Source organism: Lysinibacillus sp. EB271-A1-10B, assembly GCF_058791335.1.
In genome coordinates this window covers 1-24,009 of record NZ_JBYTDL010000042.1, presented here as the reverse complement: position 1 = coordinate 24,009, position 24,009 = coordinate 1, and the positions used below count along the sequence as shown (strand labels likewise).

Here is a 24,009-nt window from a genome sequence, read left to right as displayed (position 1 = left end):
AACACGGAAGTTAAGCTCTTTAGCGCCGATGGTAGTTGGGGGCTTCCCCCTGTGAGAGTAGGACGTCGCTAGGCAATGTAAACAGTCAGCTGTGTGCTGGCTGTTTTTTTATTTTTACGAAAAACCTTAATAATTTATCAATAATTCCACAAAACTTGCTTAAAATAAGACAGAGCTTAACTAACATTTATTCTAAATGTAGAAGAAATTAAAAAAGGCTATATTTTCTTCAATATAAAAAAGGAAGAAAAGTCTATTAAAGATGGCACTTAGAAAAATCTGAATTGTCTTTCTTTTATAAGTTTCTTGACAGTAGCTTAGCACGTTGTTAATCTTACAATTAATATTCTTTTAACTATAGGAGGACGTTACGAAAATGTGGGAAACTAAATTTGCCAAAGAAGGTTTAACTTTTGATGATGTATTATTAGTACCAGCCCATTCAGAAGTATTACCGAAAGATGTTGATTTATCAGTTCAACTAACACCGAAGATTAAATTAAATATTCCAATGATCAGCGCAGGCATGGATACAGTTACAGAATCTAAAATGGCAATTGCTATGGCACGTCAAGGTGGCATCGGTATTATCCATAAGAACATGTCGCTTGATGAGCAAGCTGAGCAAGTAGAAAAAGTAAAACGTTCTGAAAATGGTGTTATTACAAACCCATTCTTCTTAACTCCGACTCACCAAGTTTTCGATGCTGAGCATTTAATGGGTAAATACCGAATTTCTGGTGTACCAATCGTTGATAGCATGGAAAATCAAAAGCTAGTAGGGATCATTACAAACCGTGACTTACGCTTTATTTCTGACTATTCTTTAAAAATTGAAGATGTTATGACAAAAGAAGATTTAATTACAGCTCCTGTTGGAACGACTCTAGAGGATGCTGAAAAGATTCTTCAACAATATAAAATCGAAAAGTTACCAATTGTAGATGAAGAAGGTAAATTAACTGGATTAATTACAATTAAGGATATCGAAAAGGTAATTGAGTTCCCTAAAGCTGCAAAAGACATACATGGTCGTTTATTAGTAGGGGCAGCAGTAGGTGTTTCAAAAGATACGATGATACGTATTGAAAAGCTTGTTGAAGCACAAGTAGACATCGTAGTTATCGATACAGCTCACGGTCATTCTGAGGGTGTATTACAAACAATTCGCTCTATCCGTGAATCTTATCCAGAGCTTGAAATTATCGCTGGTAACGTGGCAACAGCTGAAGGTGCACGCGCATTATTTGAGGCTGGTGCAGATGTAGTGAAAGTTGGTATTGGACCAGGATCTATTTGTACAACTCGTGTCGTAGCTGGTGTAGGTGTACCACAAATTACAGCTGTTTACGATTGTGCAACAGTAGCACGTGAACTTGGGAAAACAATTATTGCTGATGGAGGCATTAAATATTCTGGTGACATCGTAAAGGCTCTTGCAGCGGGTGGTAATGTGGTAATGCTTGGTTCACTTCTTGCAGGTACTTCTGAATCTCCTGGTGAAACTGAAATCTTCCAAGGTCGTCGATTCAAAGTATACCGTGGTATGGGTTCAATTGGGGCTATGGAAAAAGGTTCAAAGGATCGTTATTTCCAAGAGGATGCGAAAAAATTAGTGCCTGAAGGTATTGAAGGTCGTCTTCCTTACAAAGGACCTCTAGCGGATACTATTTATCAATTAATCGGTGGTATTCGTGCAGGTATGGGCTATTGCGGTTCAGCTAACCTTGAGTTCTTACGTGAAAATGCTCAATTTGTTCGAATGACAGGTGCAGGTCTACGTGAATCACATCCACATGATGTACAAATCACAAAAGAATCACCAAACTATTCGATGTAATATATTACTAGCAACTTTTATGCTCTCGAATCGTCTACAAAGATGACACGAGAGCATTTTTTTATGATAGAGAGTGCGCACGGACATTACTATATATGATAAAATGTCGAGGACAAGAATATTTTTTTGGAGGGCTTTAAAGGTGAAAAAGACAATGAACACTGTTATACGCTTACTCCTAATTCCTGTTTTGTTATTTAGTGTTTTAGCAGGTATTCCAGCGAAGGCAAATGCAGAAACAGATTTAGGACTACACGTGGATGCTGCAATTTTAATTGACGCAGATTCAGGAAAAATTTTATATGAACAAAATGCAGATACTTCACTAGGTATTGCGAGTATGACAAAAATGATGACTGAATACCTGTTATTGGACGCAATTGAAGCAGGTACAGTTAAGTGGGATCAGGAATATCATGTAACTGATTATACGTATAAAATGTCTCAAGATCGTGCGTTAAGTAATGTACCATTGCGTAGAGATGGATCTTACACAATTCGTGAATTATATGAGGCGATGGCAATTTACTCTGCAAATGCTGCTACAGTTGCTATAGCAGAAACAATTGCGGGTACTGAAACTGAGTTTTTAAAGCTAATGAATAAAAAAGCAGAAGAGCTTGGTCTTACAGACTATAAATTCGTAAACTCTTCTGGTCTTAACAATGCAAATCTATTTGGTATGCATCCAGCAGGTACTGGACCAAATGATGAAAACGTAATGCCTGCTAAGTCTGTAGCTAAATTAGCATATCATTTACTAAAAGATCATCCAGACGTATTAAAAACATCTAAAATTGCCAAAAAGACGTTCCGTGAAGGTACAGAAGATGCAATTAATATGGAGAACTGGAACTTTATGTTGCCAGGATTAGTGTACAAATATGAAGGCGTTGATGGATTAAAAACAGGAACAACAGACTTTGCGGGACATTGCTTTACAGGTACTGCAGTGCGTAATGGTACACGTTTAATTTCTGTTGTAATGAAGGCTGTAGATGCAAACGGAGAAGGCTCATATAAAGCTCGCTTTGATGAAACAGCTAAATTATTTAACTATGGCTTCTCACAATTCTCGAAACAAGAAATTATCCCAGCGAACTATAAGTTTAAAGATCAAGAAACAGTAAAAGTTACGAAAGGTAAAGAAAAGAATGTAGCAATTGCTGTTAAAGAACCAGTTTCATTTATGATCAAGTCATCTGAAAAAGACTTATATAAACCTAAACTAGTATTAGATAAAAAGAGTCTTGAAGCAGGGGTTAAGAAGGATACAGTTGTCGGAAAGGTAGTTATTGAGCGCTCAGAGGGCACAGATCACGGTTTTATTGACGGTAAGGGTCTTAAGGCTGATGTTGTCACAACAGAGGCTGTGGAGCGTGCTAGTGGTATCTCATTATTCTTCCAAGGTATTGGTAGCTTCTTCGGAAACTTATGGGGCAGCATTACTGACTTTGTCGGTGGCTTATTTTAATAATTAATCTAAAGAACACGTAGATGTTTTCAAACATCTCGTGTTCTTTTTCACGTTTTTACACTTTACTGCATACGCTATTAGGCGAAAGGATGTGGCTAAATGTGTGGCATTACAGGATGGGCTAGCTTTCAAAAGGATTTAAGAACAAGTAATGAAATTCTAAAGTTAATGACGCAAACATTAAATAAACGAGGGCCTGATGATGAGAATATATGGTGTAGTGAGCATATTGCATTTGGCCATCGTCGGTTAGCTGTCATAGATTTAATCGGTGGAAAGCAACCGATGAAAAAAGTACATGATGGTGCAAACTATGTCATTACATATAATGGCGAACTTTATAATACAGAAGAGTTAAGGAAAGAGCTTCAAAATCGAGGGCATGTTTTTACAACGCATTCAGATACGGAAGTATTATTAACTGCTTATATTGAATGGAAAGAGCAGTGTGTTGATTTTTTAAATGGAATTTTCGCTTTTGGTATATGGGATGAACAATCACAATCTCTTTTTTTATGTCGAGATCGACTAGGTGTAAAACCTTTGTTTTACACAGAACAACAAGACGGCCTGCTTTTTGCATCCGAGGTGAAAGCATTATTAGCTCATCCATTGATTAAAACAACCGTTAATACGGAAGGGCTAGCAAATATGATGGCTGTAGGGCCATCTAGAATGCCCGGAAAATCACTTTTCCAAAATATTAGTGAGCTACGTCCAGGATATGCAATGCGTTTCTCTAGAGAGGGTAGACGAGTTTGGCAGTATTGGCAGTTACAAAGTAAAAGACATGAAGAGTCATTAGAGGAAACGATCGAACATGTCCGTTTTTTGCTAACGGATGCTATTGAACGACAGCTTGTTTCAGACGTACCGATTTGTACATTTCTTTCAGGCGGATTAGATTCCAGCATTATTACTGGAATTGCAGCAAACAGGTTTCATGAACAAAACAAAGGCATGCTCCATACGTATTCTATAGATTATGAGGATAATGAACGCTTCTTTAATCCACATGCTTTTCAAACATCAACAGACACGTATTGGATTCAAAAAATGACAGATACCTTTAGTACAACACATCATGCTGAGGAAATTTCTCAGCAGCAATTAATCGATTGGTTGGTAGATTCAGTCGTTGTTAGAGATTCACCAGGGATGGCAGATGTAGATTCATCGTTACTATGGTTTTGTCGAGAAATAAAAAAAGACTTTACCGTTGCACTATCCGGTGAATGTGCAGATGAAATTTTCGGCGGCTATCCATGGTTTACAGAAAAGACAACAGGCTTTCCTTGGATTCGTTCACTGTCTGAAAGATCAACAATGTTACAAGAGCGGTGGCGTAAGAAATTAAAAGTTGAATCATTTGCACAACAAGCATATTCGCAAACAATTGCCGAAGTACCATATCTTGATGGAGAGAGTATTGAGGCAGTAAGGCAACGTGAAATGTTTTATTTGAATACGGTATGGTTTATGCAAACATTGTTGGAACGAAAAGACCGTATGAGCATGGGGGCGAGTCTTGAAGTTCGTGTTCCGTTTGCAGATCATCGACTTGTTGAATATGCGTGGAATATTCCTTGGGAAATGAAAAATTTAGGAGGTATAGAAAAGGGTTTGCTTCGTAAGGCAATGCAACATTTATTGCCAGAAGAAGTTTTATATCGGAAAAAGAATCCGTACCCTAAAACATACCATCCAGTTTATACAGCAGGTATTCAAAAATGGCTAAGAGAAATAATGGAGGATAAAAATTCAATTCTTCATGAATTGTTTGAGCGACAGAAGCTAATAGGGCTAATTGAAACTGGTGGCAGTTCTTTCAAAGTTCCTTGGTATGGACAATTAATGGCAGGTCCACAGCTTTTGGCTTATCTTGGCCAAATCCATACATGGTTTAAGCTATATAATATTCAACTAATTGAATCGTAATATAACGGAAACACCGATCAACCTTTTAAGGTTGATCGGTGTTTTTTCTGTACGTCCCAACAACTCATTAGCTTTTCAATAGAAGGTTCAATTTCATGTACAGGTATGCCTCCAAAACCTAGTAAAAATTGAGCTTGCGATGGTGTAGAGTGATCTAGGCGATAATCAGATAGTGGATAGATTTTGATTTCCGCATTGGATGCGAGCTGCTGTAAATGCTTTTCGGACAAAGTATGCTGTACATCTAGTAAAATATGCATTCCTGCTTGCTCACCGGTAATATTAATTTGATTAGAATAGTTTTCTAAAATAGAAGTAAGTTTTTCATGCTTTTTTCGATAAACCTTCCTCATACGATTTAAATGCTTTGCAAAATGGCCATCACGCATAAAATTAGCTACGATATGTTGATCAAAACGGGGTACCGTTGATGAATAGTAATTAAACATATCATTATAAGTAGCAAGTAATTTTGATGGAAGTACAAAATAAGCAACACGCAAGGACGGCATTAATGATTTTGTAAATGTACTCATATAAATGACTTTATCATTTCGATCTAATGCATGAAGTGCAGGAATTGGCTTTCCAGTATAACGAAATTCGGAATCGTAATCATCTTCAATAATGTATCGAGAGGAGCTTTGTGCGGCCCAATTTAAAGCCTGTGCACGTCTTGTAGCCGATAATACTGCTCCTGTAGGGAATTGGTGTGATGGCGTAATATAGACAACGTCAGCGCTAGTTTTTTCGAGCTCATGAATGACAATTCCTTCATCATCGACCGCAATTGGATAGACTTTTCGTTTATGCTGGGAAAACATACGATGCACAGCTGGATATCCAGGGTTTTCAAGCGCAAAGCAAGTATCGTCACCAAAGAGGCGCAATATCATTGGTAGAAGCTGTTCAGTTCCTGAGCCGATGACAATTTGCTCGGGACTACAAACAACCCCGCGTGATTGAAATAAATAATTAGCAATCTCCGTTCGTAAAGATAGTTCTCCTTGAGGCTCACCTGTTAATAATAATTCCTTTGAGGCATCATCAAAGAGCTCTTTCGCATATTTTCGCCATGTTTGAAATGGAAAGGCATCAATATCGATAGAACCAGGATTAAAATCTATCTTGTAAGATTTTTTCTTAGGTTGCTCGTGTAAAGAAACTATTGTGTCCTGCTGAATATATGGAAGCTCGTCAATTTCCTCTACAAAATAACCGACACGTGATTTAGACATAATATAGCCTTCTGCAAGTAGCTGTGCATATGCAATTTCAATAGTTGTTTGAGAAATATTCAAAAAATCGGCTAATTTTCTTTTTGATGGTAATTTTTCTCCTACTGCAATTTTCTTTGAAATTATAGCTTCCTTAATGCCGCTATAAAGCTGGTCATAGAGCGGTTTTTCACCATTTTTTTCTAGTTGGAATAATAACATGTCCATGTTCATTCATCCTCCTGACCTTATGGTTATTTTGTAAACTGGATATTTTTATATGGTCAATTTCAATTATACTAAATTTCATCATAAAGGTGGAGGTTAGAAATCATGAGACAAACAGGTACAGAATTAGTTAAGCGCGGGATGGCGGAAATGCAAAAGGGTGGCGTCATTATGGATGTTATTAATGCAGAGCAGGCGAAAATTGCGGAAGCGGCAGGAGCTGTAGCTGTCATGGCATTAGAACGAGTACCATCAGACATTCGCAAGGCGGGTGGTGTTGCACGTATGGCTGATCCTCGTATTGTCGAGGAGGTATTGGGGGCAGTATCTATTCCTGTAATGGCTAAAGCGCGTATTGGACATATTGTAGAAGCAAGAGTGTTAGAAGCAATGGGTGTTGATTATATTGATGAAAGTGAAGTATTAACGCCAGCAGATGAAGAGTTTCATTTATTAAAAAGTGACTACACAGTGCCCTTTGTTTGTGGGTGTCGTGATTTAGGTGAAGCTGCTCGACGCATTGGTGAGGGAGCTTCTATGCTACGAACTAAAGGGGAACCAGGGACAGGTAATATTGTTGAGGCAGTTCGCCATATTCGAAAAGTGAATGCGCAAGTACGTAAGGTAGTTGGTATGACAGAGGACGAATTAATGACAGAGGCTAAATTGCTTGGTGCTCCTTTTGAATTATTAAGAGAAATTAAGCGTCTTGGACGTTTACCAGTAGTAAATTTTGCAGCAGGTGGAGTTGCTACGCCAGCAGATGCAGCATTAATGATGGAGCTTGGAGCTGACGGTGTATTTGTTGGTTCTGGTATTTTCAAATCAGAAAACCCAGAGAAATTTGCTCGTGCAATTGTTGAAGCTACTACGCATTATAAGGACTACAAGCTAATTGCTGAAATTTCAAAAGAGTTAGGTGTTCCGATGAAAGGCATCGATATTGCACAGCTTAGTCAAAATGAGCGTATGCAAGAGCGAGGCTGGTAAAATGAAGCGAATCGGTGTTTTAGCATTACAGGGCGCGGTGCGAGAGCATGTGCAAACGTTAGAGTCTCTCGGATGCGAAGCGGTCTTAGTAAAACAAAGAAGTGATTTAGAGAAGCTTGATGGACTTGTCTTGCCTGGTGGAGAAAGCACAACGATGCGCAAATTGCTGAATCGATACGAGTTATTAGAGCCAATTCGCACACTTGCAAAGCAAGGTTTACCGATGTTTGGAACATGTGCAGGATTGATTTTATTAGCAAGGGACTTAGTGGATTATGAATCACATTTAGCAGTGATGGACGTGGTAGTTGCACGGAATTCTTATGGACGTCAAGTAGATAGCTTTGAAGTGAAGCTCGACATACCTGAAATAGGTCCTGCCATTCCGGCTGTCTTTATACGCGCGCCACATATTGTTTCTGTAGGTGAAGGTGTTGAAGTATTAGCAGAGCATGACGAGAAAATCGTTTTAGCAAAAGACGGTCATTTATTAGGTTGTTCCTTCCATCCTGAATTAACGGAAGATACACGTATTCTTGAATATTTTGTATCTTTTATGGTATGACTTGCAAAATCTCATCTCATATAGTACAGTATGGATAAAATTTAAATAACTTAACACGATGATGGGAAGTAGTAACAAGCATGTTTTTTTTAGAGAGTCAGCGGGTGGTGGAAGCTGATAAAAGCACTTGTGAATCCGTCCTGGAGTTGCGCAGTCGAAGTGAATGAAGTAGGCTGTCGCCGGCTGAAATGCCGTTATGAAATAAGTGGATTAGACAAAGTACAAAGTGTCTAGTCAATTAGGGTGGCAACGCGGGTAGCTCTCGTCCCTTTTGGGGATGAGGGCTTTTTTGTGTTTCCACTAACTATTTTCCCATCATTAATAATCTACTGGAGGTATGACGATGTTAGATATTAAACGCGTGCGCGACAATTTCGCGGAAATTAAAGAAATGCTATTAACACGTAATGAGGATTTAGGAAACTTAGACGATTTTGAACAATTAGATGCAAAGCGTCGTGAATTAATTGCAAAAACAGAAGAGCTTAAAGCTGAGCGCAATAAAGTATCTGAGCAAATTTCTATTATGAAGCGTAATAAAGAAAATGCGGATGAAGTTATTGCACGTATGCGTCAGGTTGGCGATGAAATTAAAGAGCTAGATGTCCAATTAAATGATGTAGAAGACCGCTTTAAAGATATGATGATGCGTTTACCAAATGTTCCACATGAATCTGTACCAGTTGGCACAACAGAGGATGATAATGTAGAGGAATATACTTGGGGTGAGGTACCAACATTTGATTTTGACATTAAAGCACACTGGGATATCGCTACGGACTTACAAATTGTAGACTTTGAACGTGGTGCAAAAGTGACTGGTAGTCGTTTCTTGTTCTATCGTGGTCTTGGCGCTCGTTTAGAACGCGCATTAATGACGTTTATGATGGACTTACATGCAGAAGAGCATGGCTATGAAGAAATGCTACCACCTGTAATTGTTAATCGCGATAGCTTAACAGGTACAGGACAACTACCTAAATTTGAAGAAGATGTCTTTAAATTAGTTGATACAGATTACTTCATGATTCCAACAGCAGAAGTACCTGTGACAAACTTCTACCGTGATGAAATTTTACCGGTTGAAGCTTTACCACAAGGCTTTGCAGCATATAGTGCTTGCTTCCGTTCAGAGGCAGGATCTGCGGGCCGCGATACACGTGGTTTAATTCGTCAACATCAATTCAACAAAGTAGAATTAGTACGCTTTGTTAAACCAGAGGAATCTTATGAACAGTTAGAACTATTAACAGGTCATGCTGAAAAAGTACTGCAATTATTAGGATTACCATACCGCAAACTAAAAATGTGTACAGCTGATTTAGGCTTTACTGCAGCGAAAAAGTACGATTTAGAAGTTTGGATTCCAGCACAAAATATGTACCGTGAAATCTCTTCATGCTCTAACTTTGAAGATTTCCAAGCACGTCGAGCAAATATTCGCTTCCGTCGTGAGCCAAATGCAAAACCGGAGTATGTACACACATTAAACGGCTCAGGTCTTGCAATCGGCCGTACAGTAGCAGCAATATTAGAAAACTATCAACAAGCGGATGGAAGTGTAGTGATTCCTGAAGTATTAAGACCATATATGGGCGGAAAAGAAGTAATCGCTCCAAAGTAATCGGAGTCGAAAAATGAAAAAACTACTGTTGAAATTTCAACAGTAGTTTTTCTTTTTAACCAATAGCGTGAATTTTTTATTAAAACTCTTCATTTTCAACAATTAAAGCTTGTCGAGCCTTTTTCTCGGCCTTTTTTCGTTCACGTAAAGCTCGGAAAAAATCGGTTAAGATTTGTCCGCATTCCTCAGCTGAAATTCCTTCTGTTACTTCACATTCATGGTTAAAGCGTGCATCGTTTAATAAACGATAAAGTGAATCTACACAGCCAGCTTTTATATCTCTTGCACCATATACAACACGTGGCACACGAGATTGTAAAATGGCACCTGCACACATAGGGCAAGGTTCAAGCGTCACATAGAGTGTTGTTTTTTCAAGACGCCAGCTACCTATTTTTTTACAAGCTTCTTGAATAACCATTAGTTCAGCGTGCGTCGTCGCGTTTTGTGTTGTTTCTCGTAAATTATGAGCACGTGCAATAATCTCTCCATCGTAGACAAGCACGGCTCCTATCGGCACTTCTCCAAGTAAAGCTGCTTTCTTAGCTTCTTCCAGTGCACTGTTCATAAACAATCGGTCTGTTTCAAAAATATCCACTATGATCTCTCCTTATCATTTAGTGTATCTTGCTTAATTGACAATTGCTACTGTCAAATAAGTCTCGGCAACATCGCCTCCGTATTATGTAAGAAGTTAAAACGTTGACATATTTAAAATAACCATCTATATTTATATATGAACACATGCTCATATATAAATATAAAAGTTAGGGGTAAGCTAAATGGACGAAAAACTACAAAATACAGAGGTTCATAATAACAAAGAACAACATTTAGACGAAGAGACATTATTCGTCGTGTCTCAAACATTTAAAGCTTTAAGTGATCCGACAAGAATTCGCATTTTGAATTTATTATGTACGGATGAGCATTCAGTCAACGACATCGCTGAAATTTTAGATTTAGGCCAATCAACAGTTTCACATCAGTTACGTTTTTTGAAAAATTTACGGTTAGTGAAATATAGAAGGGAAGGAACAACCTTATATTATTCAAAAGATGATGACCACATTATGAATTTGTTAATGCAAGCTATTGAGCATGCTACACATAACTAGAACTAATGGAGGGATGAGAAATGGGACATAATCATGATCACAGCCATGACCATACACATGGCGCAAATAAAAAGGTGTTAATCTTATCATTTATTATTATTACGAGTTATATGGTTGTTGAAGCGATTGGTGGCTATTTAACAAATAGTTTGGCTCTTTTATCCGATGCAGGACATATGTTAAGTGATTCAATTTCATTAGCAATAGCTTTACTTGCTTTTATATTTGGAGAAAAGGCTGCGAGCTATAGTAAAACATACGGTTATAAACGATTTGAAATTTTAGCAGCGGTATTAAATGGTGTGACTTTAATTTTGATTGCTTTATTTATTTTCTATGAGGCAATAGAACGTTTTGCCAATCCGCCAGAAGTAGCAACAACAGGCATGCTAATTATTAGTACAATCGGTCTTTTGATAAATATTTTAGTAGCATGGATTATGATGCGTGGCAGTGATACAAAAGATAATTTAAATATGCGTGGAGCTTATTTACACGTATTAAGTGATATGCTTGGATCTGTAGGGGCCATCGTTGCCGCACTGTTAATAATGTTTTTTGGCTGGGGCTGGGCGGATCCACTTGCGAGTGTTATTGTTGCAGCATTAGTATTAAGAAGCGGCTACTATGTAACGAAGGCTGCTGTCCATGTTCTTATGGAAGGCACACCTTCAAACGTTGACGTTGAAGAGATTGTAAAAACTATTGTACAAACAAATGGCGTTCATAGCATTCATGATTTACACATTTGGACAATAACAAGTGGAACAAATGCACTTTCTTGTCATGCCGTTGTCGATGATCAGCTAAAAATTGTGGATGGTGAGCATATATTACGGGAAATTGAACATAATCTTGAGCATAAGGGCATAAAGCATGTAACGATTCAATTGGAAACAGTAGCGCATAAGCATGACCAATCAATTTTATGTACAATAAAAACTGAGCAGTCGAATCACCATCATCATTAATAAAAATATTTAGTTCTTTTTACACTTTGCATACCCTTCTCGGGTATAGTATGATGAGTGTGAGTAGGAGGTGTGTTGTATGGAGGATATAGTGAAAGAGGATGTTTGTCATACAGAGGAAGGTATGTCGTGTCGAAAAAGCCATCATCCTGAACGCGTAAAAAAAGATTTAACGACTCGTTTAAATCGAATCGAAGGTCAAATCAGAGGCATTAAAGGGATGATTGACAAAGATGTTTACTGCGATGATATTATTACGCAACTGTCTGCCACACAGTCTGCTTTAAATAGTGTAGCAAAAATATTGTTAGAAGGTCATTTAAAGGGATGTGTAGTAGATCGTCTATCAGAAGGTGATGAAGAAGTGTTAGACGAATTAGTAGTGACTATCCAAAAATTAATGAAGAAGTAGTAAAATTTTTAATAAATATATACCCCTATATAGTATATAAAATAAAAGGAGAGATATTTTATGCAAAATGTAACATTAAACGTACAAGGAATGTCATGTGGACATTGTGTAAACTCAGTGGAAAAAAGTGTTGGGGCTTTAGCAGGCGTTGAACAAGTAAAAGTAAACTTAGCTGATGGTTTAGTAGATGTAGCATTTGATGAAACACAAGTATCTCTAGATCAAATTAAAGAAACAATCGACGATCAAGGCTATGATGTTAAATAATATAAATAGGGTGCTCAAGTAGCACTCTATTATTTTCAATTACACATACCCCCTGTTGGTATGTAGGGAGGAGAAATGATTATGAGTTCAGAAATAAAGGAAGCGAATTTGCAAATTACAGGTATGACATGTGCAGCCTGTGCAACTCGTATAGAAAAAGGTTTAAATAAAATGGATGGTGTAGAACAAGCGACTGTTAATTTAGCTCTTGAAAAATCGTCCATTAAATATGATCCGACAAAACTAAATGAAGAAGACTTTGAAAAGAAAATTGAAGCACTTGGTTATGGTGTCGTTAAACAAAAAACTGAATTCAATATTACAGGTATGACATGTGCGGCCTGTGCAACACGGATAGAAAAGGGTTTAAATAAACTAGCAGGTGTATCCTCTGCGAACGTAAACTTAGCGCTCGAAAAAGCAACTATAGAGTTTAACCCATCTGAGGTGACGATTGCAGATATGATTGCGAAGGTTGAAAAATTAGGATATGAAGCGCATCAAAAAGCAGATGAGCAAGAGACAGTAGATCATCGAGAACAGGCCATTAAGCAACAGCAACAAAAATTTATTTTCTCGGCCATTCTTTCATTACCACTACTTTGGACGATGGTAGGACACTTTTCATTTACATCATTTTTATATGTTCCTGAATTTCTAATGAATCCGTGGGTACAAATGGTGTTGGCTACTCCCGTTCAATTTATCATTGGGAAGCAATTTTATGTTGGGGCATACAAAGCTTTACGCAATGGTAGTGCCAATATGGATGTGCTTGTAGTGATGGGTACCTCTGCAGCGTATTTTTATAGTTTATACCAAGCCATTATTACTACGGGGTCACATCATGCCCCTCATCTATATTTTGAAACGAGTGCCGTATTAATTACTTTAATTTTATTAGGTAAATTATTTGAGGCAAAAGCGAAGGGCCGCTCTTCTGAAGCGATCAAAAAGTTAATGGGCCTTCAGGCAAAAACGGCCATCATTGTTCGTGACGGTGTAGAAAAAGAAGTATCATTAGAAGAAGTAGTCATTGGCGACATTATTTTAGTGAAACCTGGTGAAAAAATCCCTGTCGATGGTGAAGTGTTAGAAGGAACAACAGCTGTTGATGAATCGATGTTAACAGGAGAGAGTTTACCTGTTGATAAAAAGCAAGGCGATTTATTATTCGGTTCCACTATTAATAAAAATGGTTTTATTAAAATGACGGCAACTAAAGTTGGGCGCGATACGGCCTTAGCTCAAATTATTAAAGTTGTAGAAGATGCACAAGGCTCAAAAGCGCCGATCCAACGCTTAGCAGACCAAATTTCAGGTATTTTTGTACCAATCGTTGTTGGTATTGCGATTGTAGCGTTTCTAATCTGGATTATTTGGGTGCGACCAGGTGAATTTACACCTGCACTAGAAGTATTAATCGCAGTTCTTGTTATCGCTTGTCCATGTGCGCTTGGATTAGCGACGCCAACATCGATTATGGCGGGCTCTGGCCGTGCGGCGGAATTTGGTATTTTATTTAAAGGTGGAGAGCATTTAGAGCAAACACAAAGCATCGATACAGTAGTTGTTGATAAAACAGGTACAGTGACACATGGTAAACCTGTATTAACGGATGTTGTATTAGCGACGAATCAAGACGAGGCACATTTTTTATCGTTAATTGGTGCAGCAGAGAAGCAATCCGAGCATCCGTTAGCAGAAGCAATTGTTCAAGGAATTACTGATCGTGGAATCGACCTAGGAGATGTTCAATTTTTTGAAGCAATACCAGGTTACGGTGTGCAAGCGACTGTATCTGGTCAAGGAGTTGTTATCGGTACTCGTAAATTGATGCAACAATACGGTATTCATATTGATGATATTTTACCAACAATGGAGCAATTAGAGGAAAACGGTAAAACTGCTATGTTAGCTGCGATTAACGGTCAATATGCTGGCCTAGTAGCAGTTGCTGATACAGTAAAAGATACTTCAAAAGAAGCGGTTAGTCGTTTACAAGAAATGGGTATTACTGTCATTATGATGACTGGTGATAATGAACGCACAGCACAAGCAATCGGAGCAGAAGTTGGTGTGAATCATGTGATTGCTGAAGTTCTTCCGGAAGGCAAAGCAGATGAAGTGAAAAAACTGCAAGCTCAAGGTAAAAAAGTGGCGATGGTTGGGGATGGTATTAATGATGCGCCGGCACTTGCGACAGCTAATATTGGGATGGCAATCGGTACCGGTACTGACGTAGCTATGGAAGCAGCGGATATTACACTAATTCGTGGTGATTTAAACAGTATCGCGGATGCTATCATAATGAGTCGTAAAACAATGCGCAACATTAAACAAAACTTATTCTGGGCATTTGCTTACAATACATTAGGTATTCCAATTGCCGCAATCGGTTTACTAGCTCCTTGGGTAGCAGGTGCAGCGATGGCGTTTAGTTCAGTATCTGTTGTATTAAATGCACTGCGTTTACAGCGAATTAAATTATAAGGTTAAAAATAGATCCACTATGGTGGGTCTATTTTTTTGTCACCTATTTTATAGAGAAATAGTTTGATTCTGTCTTTCATTTTCTCACTATGATACAATGAAAAGCACTGATTATAAAAAAACCTCGAAGACGAGGTAATTGATGATAGAATCCATAGAACATAAAGGAGGAGCTTCTGGTGACGGTTCCATTTGTTACGGTAGAAGGTCCGATTGGTGTTGGTAAAACCTCTTTATCGAAAGAGATTGCGGCGGCATTTAATTACCATCTATTAAAAGAAATAGTAGACGAAAACCCTTTTCTAAATAAGTTTTATGAAAACATTGAGGAATGGAGCTTCCAAACGGAAATGTTCTTCCTATGTAATCGCTATAAACAATTATCGGATATAAAAAGTTTCCGTTTAACGCATGATAAACCTGTTGTAGCGGATTACCATATTTTTAAAAATTTAATATTTGCAAAGCGTACATTGGCATCAACTGAGTATGATAAATACGAGGAAATCTATAAAATATTAACGAAAGATATGCCTGTACCTAATGTAGTTGTTTATTTACATGCCAGTGTTGATACGTTGATGAAACGTATTGCGATGCGTGGTCGTGAATTTGAAAAAATGATTTCGCGAGATTACATGGAGCAACTGGTGGCAGATTATCATTCTTTTATCGAGCATTTTGAGAAAATGCATCCTGAAATTCCTATTATTCGATTTAATGGTGATCAGCTTGATTTCGTAAAAAATCCAAATGATTTGACATATGTTTTACAAACAATAAAGGACACGTTACAACAAAGGAGTTTGCAACAATGAATTTGAGAGAGAAATACGATATTCCACCACAAACGGTCATTACAATCGCTGGTACGGTTGGTGTAGGAAAATCAACGATGACAAAAGCGTTGGCAGAGGCGCTAAATTTTCGTACGTCTTTCGAAAAGGTGGATACGAATCCATATTTAGATAAATTTTATGAGGACTTTGAAAAATGGAGCTTCCATTTACAAGTGTATTTTTTAGCTGAGCGTTTTAAGGAGCAGAAGCGAATCTTTGAATATGGCGGCGGGTTTATTCAAGATCGCTCAATCTACGAAGATACAGGGATTTTTGCGAAGATGCACTATGACAAAGGTACAATGAGCCCAACAGATTATGAGACGTATACAAATTTATTTGATGCGATGGTGATGACACCGTACTTCCCTCATCCAGATTTACTTGTTTATCTAGAGGGGCCAATTGATGATGTAATTGGTCGTATTCAAGAGCGTGGACGTTCGATGGAACAACAAACACCGCATGATTACTGGATTGAAATGCATGATCGCTATGAGAACTGGATCAATAATTTTAATTCATGCCCGGTTCTACGTTTAGATATTAATGATTATGATTTATTAAAAAATCCTGAAGCAATTGAATCAATTGTGAGCCGCATCAGTCATATGTTAAAACAAACAAGTCATTTACGTAAATAAAAGGTTTGAACTGAAGGTTATATTTCTAAAACAATAGGAAGATAAATTTTTGCTCTGGCCGAAAGCGGAGAGGCAGGCACAAACAAGTCATTTACGTAAATAAGAAATAAACTGTGCTTAAAAATGTAACATATAGTAAGGGAAGCTTTGCGTTCTGGCCGAAAGCGATGCGCCGGGCAGAAACAGCAATTGAATAAAATAAATGATTAAAAGACGTGAGACAATATGTAGCTATTGTGTCACGTCTTTTGGGTAGGAGGGATTGTTATAAGAATAGCAGTGTATTGTGGTTCAGGCTTAGGCATAAATCCAATTTATGCAGAGAAGGCAGCCGAATTAGGGACTGTATTAGCTCAAAATGGTCATGGTGTCGTTTATGGTGGTTCGAAAACAGGACTGATGGGGAAAGTAGCAGATGCAGTATTAGAAGCTGGCGGAGAGGTTATTGGCGTGATGCCAACTCATTTGCAGAAGCGGGAATTAGCACATGCCTCGTTAACAGAGATTCATTTTGTGGAGTCTATGCATGTACGTAAAGCCAAAATGGTAGAGTTAGCAGATGCTTTTATAGCTTTACCAGGTGGTGGTGGGACAATGGATGAATATTTTGAGGTGTTTACGTGGGCACAAATAGGATTACATGAAAAGCCTGTAATCCTATATAATGTAAATAGCTTTTATGATGCGATTTTACAACACTTTCAGAAAATGCTTGAGGAAGGTTTTATACGAACAGAACAACAGCCACTTATTCGTGTAGCTACTACATCGGAGGAAGTACTAAGTTTATTAAAAAAACATGGGTAATATATGCCCATGTTTTTTCTGCAATAAGTAATCTGTATAAATATTTTTGTTAGGCTCATTACTATAAAAATTTTAGTTCGCTAATACAATGAAAGAGGTGTAGGTTATGCAGGCAATAGATACAAATGTTACCGATGATCAAGTAGTGTTGGCAATTGAACGAAATATAGCCATTATCCGTTTTGATATGGACCATAAAGTTGCCTATGTAAATGAGCTTTTTGCTAAAACATTAGGCTATAAAGTTGAAGAAATGATCGGAAAAGATCATAAGGATTTTTGTTTGCCGGAATTTGCAAATAGTATAGAATACGGAAAGTTTTGGCGAAACTTAGCTGCTGGTAATAGCTATCAGGATAAAATCGAAAGAATGGATGCAAGAGGTAATAGAATTTGGCTTGAGGCTACTTATATGCCTGTCTTTGCTAATAACTCAAGAAGGGTGATTGGCGTATCGAAAATTGCAACAAATATTACTGAACGTCAAAATGAAATTGTCAGTGTAGCTGATACATTAAAGGTCATGTCTAAAGAACTTCATAGCCGTTCGGAGGCTGGTATTCAAAATAGCGAGGATTTACTGGAAACAGTAAAAGAGGTTTCACAAGAGTCTGCCGATAATGTGAGAAATCTTGCGCAGCTACAGAAGCAAGCTGAATCTATTAAAGGAATTGTGAAAACCATTCAAGAAATTGCTTCTCAGACAAACTTACTTGCACTAAATGCAGCTATTGAAGCAGCAAGAGCAGGTGAGTATGGAAGAGGCTTTGATGTAGTAGCAAAAGAGGTTAGAAAACTTTCTGTAAGGGTGGAGCAATCTATTTCAGAAGTAAAAAATAATGTTGAGGGCATTGAGCGAGAGATTGGACAAGTTACTGAGAGTATCACGCGTATAGCCGAAAAAGTTGAAAAAACAAATGGTCAAATTAATGTAACAACGAATGATTTTGCTGAAATCGCTACTGCTGCAGAGGCATTAGACGAGCAATCGAGGCATTTTACCAAAATAATTTAACTTCTTTCAACAAATGTTTTTTGCAAAATAAATACCCCATCAATTATTTTATTTACATAATTTTCTGATATATATTGAAATAGTGGATGAGTTTTATTTACAATAATTGTGTAAGCTTTCATAAATCATAATAGGGGTGTTATGGATGACAAAGGTGGAAGTAAGTTTTAAGCATTTGGCAACGACTGCTGTTTCAGATGCGACAGGAGGACATACAAATTTACGGAGTGATATAAAACCGTTAGCAGATCATTATAAAATTGCTGGCCGTGCGGTAACAGTGCGTTTACCAGATGGCGAAAATAGTGCAGTATTGGAAGCAATTCGAGCTGCTAAAGAGGGAGATATTTTAGTAATCGATGCTAAAGGGAATACCAATCGTGCAGTTGCCGGTGATTTTGTTCTTTCGTTGGCGAGGGGGATTGGTATACAGGGCCTTGTCGTTGATGGTGTTATTCGTGATATTGCAGCAATTCGCGAGCTAGACTTTCCTGTGTTTTCACTTGGCACAACGGTAGCAGCTGGCTATAAAAACGGTGGTGGGGAAGTAAATGTTCCTATTGCTATTGGGGGCGTTTCTGTTCGTCCTGGTGATTATATTATTGGGGATGTGGACGGTGTCGTTGTCGTACCACAGGAAGATGCAGAGCGTATTATTGCAGCTGCTGAGGTAAAGATTGAAAAAGATGAAATACGTGCACAAGAGGCGCATACAAATGGAAAAGAATCTATTATTGCTTATTTAGATAAAGTTCTAACAAAATAAAAAAAACCTCACGATGCCATCCGTACATCGTGAGATTTTTTTTGATCTTTATGCTAAATTTTCATTTTCTTTAAAGTAATTTTTCATTTTGTCTGTATCGAAACGGCCTTCCCATTTCGCCATTACTAATGACGCAAGTGAGTTACCAATTACGTTAACGACTGTACGTCCCATATCAAGAATACGGTCGATACCTGCGATGAATGCTAAACCTTCAACTGGAATGCCGACAGTACCTAGAGTTGCTAGAAGTACAACGAAGGATACCCCTGGAACACCTGCAATCCCTTTAGATGTAACCATTAATACAAGCATTAACGTAATTTGCTCACCAATGCTTAGGTTAATACCGTACATTTGAGCGATAAATAATGCAGCAATAGCTTGGTACAATGTGGAACCATCTAAGTTAAAGGAGTAACCGGTTGGAATAACAAAGGATACGATATCCTTTGGAGCACCTAGTTTCTCCATTTTCATCATAACTCGTGGTAACACAGCCTCAGAACTTGCCGTTGAGAACGCTAAAATTAGCTCATCTTTTAGTACCTTAATTAAGAAGAAAATATTGATACCAGTGAATTTTGCCACAAGACCAAGAACGACAAAGATAAAGAATAGCATTGTTGCATAAACAAGTATAGCAAGTTTGCCAAGTGGTATTAGTGAAGCGAATCCATATTTGGAAACGGTTACACCAATTAAACCAAATACCCCAAGTGGAGCGAATTTCATTACGAGGTTCGTTACCCAGAACATAGCATCTGCGACCCCTTGGAAGAAGTCTAATACTGGTTTACCTCGATCGCCAACGGCAGCTACCCCTAAACCAAAAATAACTGAGAAGAAGATGATAGCAAGCATGTCGCCTTCACCCATTGACTGAATGATATTTGTCGGTACAATGCCTACAATAATATCAAACGGTCCTTCGTGCTGTACTTCTTCAGTAGTTGCAACGTATTTCGAAATATCTCCTTGAGAAAGTTCGTTCATGTTTAGGCCTGCGCCTGGTTGGAACAAGTTTGCAGATAGTAAACCAACTACAATTGCTACTGTTGTAATAACTTCAAAGTAAATAAGTGATTTACCACCTAATCGTCCAAGCTGTTTCATATCTCCAGTGCCAGCAACACCAACGATTAATGTAGAAATAATAATCGGTACAACGATCATTTTAATTAGATGAAGGAAAATATCACCTAAAGGTTGTAAATATGTTTCAATTTTGGGGTTTCCGTAAAAGATACCGCCAACAATGATCCCTAAAATCAAACCGACTAAAATTTGAGTGGCTAAACTGATTCTAAATTTCTTCTTCAAAACTTTAGTACCCCCTAATATTAAATTTTTAGGACTTGCCTTATTTTAATAATACGGAGGACTTATGGAATCCGACAAAATCCGAGAAAATTAATTTACTTTTGTTAAAATGTCTGAATATAACACCTGAATAAACTTCTTAATATTCACTTTTGCTTTACGATTTTCGTGATCTTCTATCTGAGTCATAAGCAGACGAATTTCTTTAAAGTCAAAGTATCGAGGTGCATAATATTCAAATTCCGAGTTTGTATAATCTACGACACCTAAATTGGCGAGATTGATCATCGCTGCTAATATAGTACGGCGCACACGCTGTTCAATGGCTTTACTTTCCTTCAAAATTTCATCTGGTGTAGCCTTTGTGACAGCTGCAATTTCCTCATAAAGCTCCTTTAATGGAGGTAGTGGTGCAATTTTGTGCTGATGGGCAAGCAATGTTTCGATGATAGCTATAATATCTTCACTTCCGATTTCACCAACGATACCCATATCATTTAAGATAGATTGAATATGATCGCGAGACGTCGCTTTTTGATTTATTTGTTCACTTAGATCAATATTTGTAAGTGATTGGCGAATTATAAGCAATGAGTTTTTTAGGCGAAATTGTTCAGTTGTTTTACGTAAAACATTTTCAACCTCAATGCGGTTTATTGGCTTATGAATAAAGAAATCTATACCTTGCTCATAGGCCTCACCTACCATCTCCTTATTCACTACCTGAGAAATCATGACAAATTGTCCCTCAAAACGATTTTGAATAAGTTGCTCGACTGTTGCTATTCCATCAAGCTTCGGCATAAGCAAATCAATCAGTACAAACTCTGGCTGTGTCATTAAAATTTGTGGAATAGCGTCCTCACCATTGCGTGCTTCACCAATTACTGTACCTAAACTACTATCTTCAATAATTTGTTTTAACATGACCCGACTTGCTCGGTCATCATCTACAATAAAATACCTCATTTAAGTCTCTCCTGTTTGAATAGTTTGCGTAGGAATTTTAATTTTAAACATCGTGTTTTGATTGTTTGATTCGACGGATATGGAGCCATTTAATTTATTTACTAATTCAACAACGTGTGAAAGCCCAATACCTGTTGCTGCGACACCATCTACATTGTATTTTGTAGTGTATCCAGGTTCAAAAATAATAGAGAGATTACTGTGTGGAATTCCCTTCCCATTATCACATACTGTGAATACAGTATCATCCTGTTGCTGCTGAATGGCAATAGAAATGATACCTTGATTCTCAATTGCTTCAATAGCATTAGCTGTTAAATTATTCAAAAGCGCAAGCAAAGGAATATGTTCTTTCGTTTGAAAATCGATATCAATATTTATTATAAACTCAATTTCTTTCTTTAAAAATTCTGCGTATTTACTGTTACCATCTTCGATAAAATGTAATAATTCTGATAATCTGAGTGAGTCAAAGCTCTTGTCACCAACAATTTTAGAAATACCTGCATAAATGCGTTGTGAATCCTTCTTTACTTCATGAATTTCCTGGGCAATATGGAGTGCCTGTAAACTTTCTGCACGATAGCCTAGCGATTTTAATTGTCGATATAAATCAAATCCACTAGCTGTAATTGCTTCTATATGGTTCATAGATTTTTTCAAATAAAGTGTCTCAACATATAAATCTGAGCCGATTGTAAGCATTTCCTGAACCCGTTTTTTTTGCTCAGCAATTAAAATGGAACTATAAATACCAACAACAAAAAAACTACGTAATAAAGCAACTGCTAAAAGTATAAGTAAATCAGGGAGGAGTAAAAAAGTATAAGAATTTATAATAAAGTGAAATAGTTGTTCCACTAAATTACTGAATACTTCACTAAATGCAACTAGTAATCCAAGCAATAGTGGTTTTTCTCTATATTGATGAATACTTAGAATCTGTAAGCATATTGCGAACGATATATAAAATGTAGCAGCAGGTAAATGTATTAGTAAACTATCGACTAATGGAACATCATGTAAAGAGTAATTAATGATAACACGGAAAATGGTTGTCACGATGCTTGTAGTAAACCCAGCCAAAATAATTGGTGTAGGTTTAAGTAAAGTGCATAAAAAGAAAATGATGCTTCCTAATCCGAAACGAAAAGTTGTATTCGAGAAAGGCATTATTTTAATTTCACTACCGACAGCAGTTAACAGTGCAATTGTGAAAATCCAAGTGAGGGAAGCACGATATATGTAAAATTTCGAATGCATAAAAAATCCTCCCAATATTAACAGAGCGGTATAGCAAAGAAAAGATATGCTAAAGAACTCGTTTGCTTGTTTGAAATAAAAGTAATTGTACCACTACTTTTGACGTTGTGTTGGCCAGAATGCGACTTTGAGATGAAAGGGGTATAGATTTTTAACTTCTTTCAGAGGGTGTCCAAACATCCGCTGAGATAGAGGAACTTGTTCTAAGAACGCCACGTCCTGTGACATTACCGAAATGACCGACATCTTGTCGGACCTAAGTACAGAGCCGATTGTGGACGCAATTATGCCGAGGCATAATGAATCAGTTATAAATCGTGATTTACAATAAAAAAATACCACACCCTAAGCGGAAGTGGCATCTAATAAGTGTTACATATAATTTTTAGGCAAAAAAAAACGGCTACATTCGTAGTCGGAATTTTAAAACTGGAGGAGGTAGAGGGATTCGAACCCCCGCGCGGTGTTACCCGCCTGTCGGTTTTCAAGACCGATCCCTTCAGCCAGACTTGGGTATACCTCCATGTTGTTCTGTTGCGTTGTCTCATCGACAAAAATAAATTTATCATATTTTAAAATTCTCGTCAACAGTTTTTTTAAACTTATTTCAGCGGGTGTTTGGACACCCGCTGAAATAGAGGAACTCTGTCTAAGAACGCCACGTCCTGTGGCATTACCGAAATGACCGACATCGTGTCGGCTCTAAGCACAAAGCCGATTCCGGACGCAATTATGCTGAGGCATAATTGATTAATAATTTCTTTTTTACAGTACTGATAGAATATTCCACACAAATATTATGCGTATTAAGTTGCAATTTATGAAAACAGTCAGTATACTAGTTATTGCCGTGCTAGGTGGGAAGGTAGCGGTGTCCTGTAACTCGCAATCCGCTCTAGCGAGACTGAATTCCTTTTTCGAGGCTGTCCGTATTGTTTGGTCTGCCTTTTGCACGTAGTGTTGACGATTGGGTCCTGCGCAATGGATACCCATGAACCATGTCAGGTCCGGAAGGAAGCAGCATTAAGTGGTCTTATTCATGTGCCGCGGGGTTGCCTAATCTGAGCTAACGACAAGAGTAACGCTTATGTGCGGCTGTCGAAGAAAGGTGCACGGCATTAAATTGCCAATTCAAACGCATCCGTCCAAAAGGCGGATGCGTTTTTTTATGTGCGCCCGGCATGCGTATGAACTATAGGGTGCAAGTCCCGAACCCCGAAGACAGAAGTAGAGGTTAGCCAAG

General features: G+C 37.8%; 21 protein-coding genes, 1 tRNA gene, 1 rRNA gene, 1 other RNA gene and 1 other annotated feature. Of the genes, 18 read left to right on the top strand and 6 right to left on the bottom strand.

The annotated features are described in order from the left end of the window. The 4 genes from rrf to asnB form a co-directional block, all read left to right on the top strand. A 5S ribosomal RNA gene (gene rrf / locus AC3WSK_RS25935) occupies positions 1 to 74 on the top strand; the annotation flags it as partial. 302 nt (positions 75 to 376) lie between these two features. Further along, positions 377 to 1,840, top strand: a complete 1,464-nt coding sequence (gene guaB / locus AC3WSK_RS25930) for an IMP dehydrogenase (protein ID WP_079564035.1) — start codon at positions 377 to 379, stop codon at positions 1,838 to 1,840. 142 nt (positions 1,841 to 1,982) lie between these two features. Next, positions 1,983 to 3,314, top strand: coding sequence for a D-alanyl-D-alanine carboxypeptidase family protein (locus AC3WSK_RS25925; protein WP_079564038.1), 1,332 nt, complete (start codon positions 1,983 to 1,985; stop codon positions 3,312 to 3,314). A 102-nt stretch (positions 3,315 to 3,416) separates the two neighbouring features. Continuing rightward, complete coding sequence (asnB, locus tag AC3WSK_RS25920; protein WP_492414956.1) at positions 3,417 to 5,255, top strand: asparagine synthase (glutamine-hydrolyzing); 1,839 nt, start codon at positions 3,417 to 3,419, stop codon at positions 5,253 to 5,255. Between the two features lie 17 nt (positions 5,256 to 5,272). On the opposite strand, the gene pdxR is transcribed toward asnB, so the two are convergent. Continuing rightward, entirely contained in the window at positions 5,273 to 6,700 is a 1,428-nt protein-coding gene (pdxR, locus tag AC3WSK_RS25915) for a MocR-like pyridoxine biosynthesis transcription factor PdxR (RefSeq protein ID WP_492414955.1), read from the bottom strand. A gap of 105 nt (positions 6,701 to 6,805) precedes the next feature. Here pdxR and pdxS point away from each other — a divergent pair, with 105 nt between their 5' ends. The 3 genes from pdxS to serS all read left to right on the top strand — a co-directional run bounded on the left by pdxS (position 6,806) and on the right by serS (position 9,879). Then, complete coding sequence (gene pdxS / locus AC3WSK_RS25910; RefSeq protein ID WP_427485035.1) at positions 6,806 to 7,690, top strand: pyridoxal 5'-phosphate synthase lyase subunit PdxS; 885 nt, start codon at positions 6,806 to 6,808, stop codon at positions 7,688 to 7,690. Position 7,691: 1 nt separating this feature from the next. Beyond that, complete coding sequence (gene pdxT / locus AC3WSK_RS25905) at positions 7,692 to 8,255, top strand: pyridoxal 5'-phosphate synthase glutaminase subunit PdxT (RefSeq protein ID WP_492414954.1); 564 nt, start codon at positions 7,692 to 7,694, stop codon at positions 8,253 to 8,255. Positions 8,256 to 8,304: 49 nt separating this feature from the next. After that, positions 8,305 to 8,528, top strand: a binding site (T-box leader). A 70-nt stretch (positions 8,529 to 8,598) separates the two neighbouring features. Continuing rightward, on the top strand, positions 8,599 to 9,879 hold the full coding sequence (gene serS / locus AC3WSK_RS25900) for a serine--tRNA ligase (RefSeq protein WP_079564048.1): 1,281 nt from the start codon (positions 8,599 to 8,601) through the stop codon (positions 9,877 to 9,879). A gap of 79 nt (positions 9,880 to 9,958) precedes the next feature. Here serS and tadA read toward each other — a convergent pair whose 3' ends face one another. Next, positions 9,959 to 10,477 (bottom strand): tRNA adenosine(34) deaminase TadA, encoded by a 519-nt coding sequence (gene tadA / locus AC3WSK_RS25895; protein WP_170939073.1) that lies wholly within the window; start codon positions 10,475 to 10,477, stop codon positions 9,959 to 9,961. A gap of 184 nt (positions 10,478 to 10,661) precedes the next feature. Between tadA and AC3WSK_RS25890 the strand changes: the two genes are divergently transcribed. From AC3WSK_RS25890 to AC3WSK_RS25845, 10 genes are all read left to right on the top strand, one after another. After that, entirely contained in the window at positions 10,662 to 10,997 is a 336-nt protein-coding gene (locus AC3WSK_RS25890; RefSeq protein WP_079564051.1) for an ArsR/SmtB family transcription factor, read from the top strand. Positions 10,998 to 11,017: 20 nt separating this feature from the next. Further along, the gene (locus AC3WSK_RS25885) at positions 11,018 to 11,968 is read left to right on the top strand and encodes a cation diffusion facilitator family transporter (RefSeq protein ID WP_427485036.1); all 951 of its coding nucleotides are present in this window, start codon (positions 11,018 to 11,020) and stop codon (positions 11,966 to 11,968) included. Positions 11,969 to 12,047: 79 nt separating this feature from the next. Next, positions 12,048 to 12,380, top strand: a complete 333-nt coding sequence (locus AC3WSK_RS25880) for a metal-sensing transcriptional repressor (RefSeq protein WP_079564056.1) — start codon at positions 12,048 to 12,050, stop codon at positions 12,378 to 12,380. A 60-nt stretch (positions 12,381 to 12,440) separates the two neighbouring features. Continuing rightward, entirely contained in the window at positions 12,441 to 12,647 is a 207-nt protein-coding gene (copZ, locus tag AC3WSK_RS25875) for a copper chaperone CopZ (protein ID WP_068986807.1), read from the top strand. An 81-nt stretch (positions 12,648 to 12,728) separates the two neighbouring features. Then, positions 12,729 to 15,140 (top strand): heavy metal translocating P-type ATPase, encoded by a 2,412-nt coding sequence (locus AC3WSK_RS25870; RefSeq protein WP_492414953.1) that lies wholly within the window; start codon positions 12,729 to 12,731, stop codon positions 15,138 to 15,140. A 179-nt stretch (positions 15,141 to 15,319) separates the two neighbouring features. Next, positions 15,320 to 15,958 carry a deoxynucleoside kinase gene (locus AC3WSK_RS25865; RefSeq protein WP_197143179.1) on the top strand — a complete coding sequence of 213 codons (639 nt, stop codon included), beginning with the start codon at positions 15,320 to 15,322 and terminating at the stop codon, positions 15,956 to 15,958. Next, complete coding sequence (locus tag AC3WSK_RS25860) at positions 15,955 to 16,623, top strand: deoxynucleoside kinase (RefSeq protein ID WP_349662214.1); 669 nt, start codon at positions 15,955 to 15,957, stop codon at positions 16,621 to 16,623. Before AC3WSK_RS25865 ends, AC3WSK_RS25860 begins: the two co-directional genes overlap by 4 nt. A gap of 279 nt (positions 16,624 to 16,902) precedes the next feature. Then, positions 16,903 to 17,430 carry an LOG family protein gene (locus tag AC3WSK_RS25855; RefSeq protein ID WP_079564067.1) on the top strand — a complete coding sequence of 176 codons (528 nt, stop codon included), beginning with the start codon at positions 16,903 to 16,905 and terminating at the stop codon, positions 17,428 to 17,430. Positions 17,431 to 17,536: 106 nt separating this feature from the next. Then, on the top strand, positions 17,537 to 18,445 hold the full coding sequence (locus AC3WSK_RS25850) for a methyl-accepting chemotaxis protein (protein WP_492414952.1): 909 nt from the start codon (positions 17,537 to 17,539) through the stop codon (positions 18,443 to 18,445). Between the two features lie 145 nt (positions 18,446 to 18,590). Beyond that, the gene (locus AC3WSK_RS25845; RefSeq protein WP_492414951.1) at positions 18,591 to 19,211 is read left to right on the top strand and encodes an RraA family protein; all 621 of its coding nucleotides are present in this window, start codon (positions 18,591 to 18,593) and stop codon (positions 19,209 to 19,211) included. A gap of 48 nt (positions 19,212 to 19,259) precedes the next feature. On the opposite strand, the gene AC3WSK_RS25840 is transcribed toward AC3WSK_RS25845, so the two are convergent. From AC3WSK_RS25840 to AC3WSK_RS25825, 4 genes are all read right to left on the bottom strand, one after another. Then, entirely contained in the window at positions 19,260 to 20,534 is a 1,275-nt protein-coding gene (locus tag AC3WSK_RS25840) for a cation:dicarboxylate symporter family transporter (protein WP_079564075.1), read from the bottom strand. 90 nt (positions 20,535 to 20,624) lie between these two features. Then, on the bottom strand, positions 20,625 to 21,503 hold the full coding sequence (locus tag AC3WSK_RS25835; protein WP_079564078.1) for a response regulator: 879 nt from the start codon (positions 21,501 to 21,503) through the stop codon (positions 20,625 to 20,627). After that, complete coding sequence (locus AC3WSK_RS25830; protein ID WP_079564081.1) at positions 21,504 to 22,766, bottom strand: ATP-binding protein; 1,263 nt, start codon at positions 22,764 to 22,766, stop codon at positions 21,504 to 21,506. A 430-nt stretch (positions 22,767 to 23,196) separates the two neighbouring features. After that, a tRNA-Ser gene (locus tag AC3WSK_RS25825) sits at positions 23,197 to 23,289 on the bottom strand. A 325-nt stretch (positions 23,290 to 23,614) separates the two neighbouring features. On the opposite strand from AC3WSK_RS25825, the gene ffs reads away from it, so the two are divergent. Continuing rightward, positions 23,615 to 23,882: signal recognition particle sRNA large type (ffs, locus tag AC3WSK_RS25820), an RNA gene on the top strand. The last annotated feature ends 127 nt before the right edge of the window (positions 23,883 to 24,009 follow it).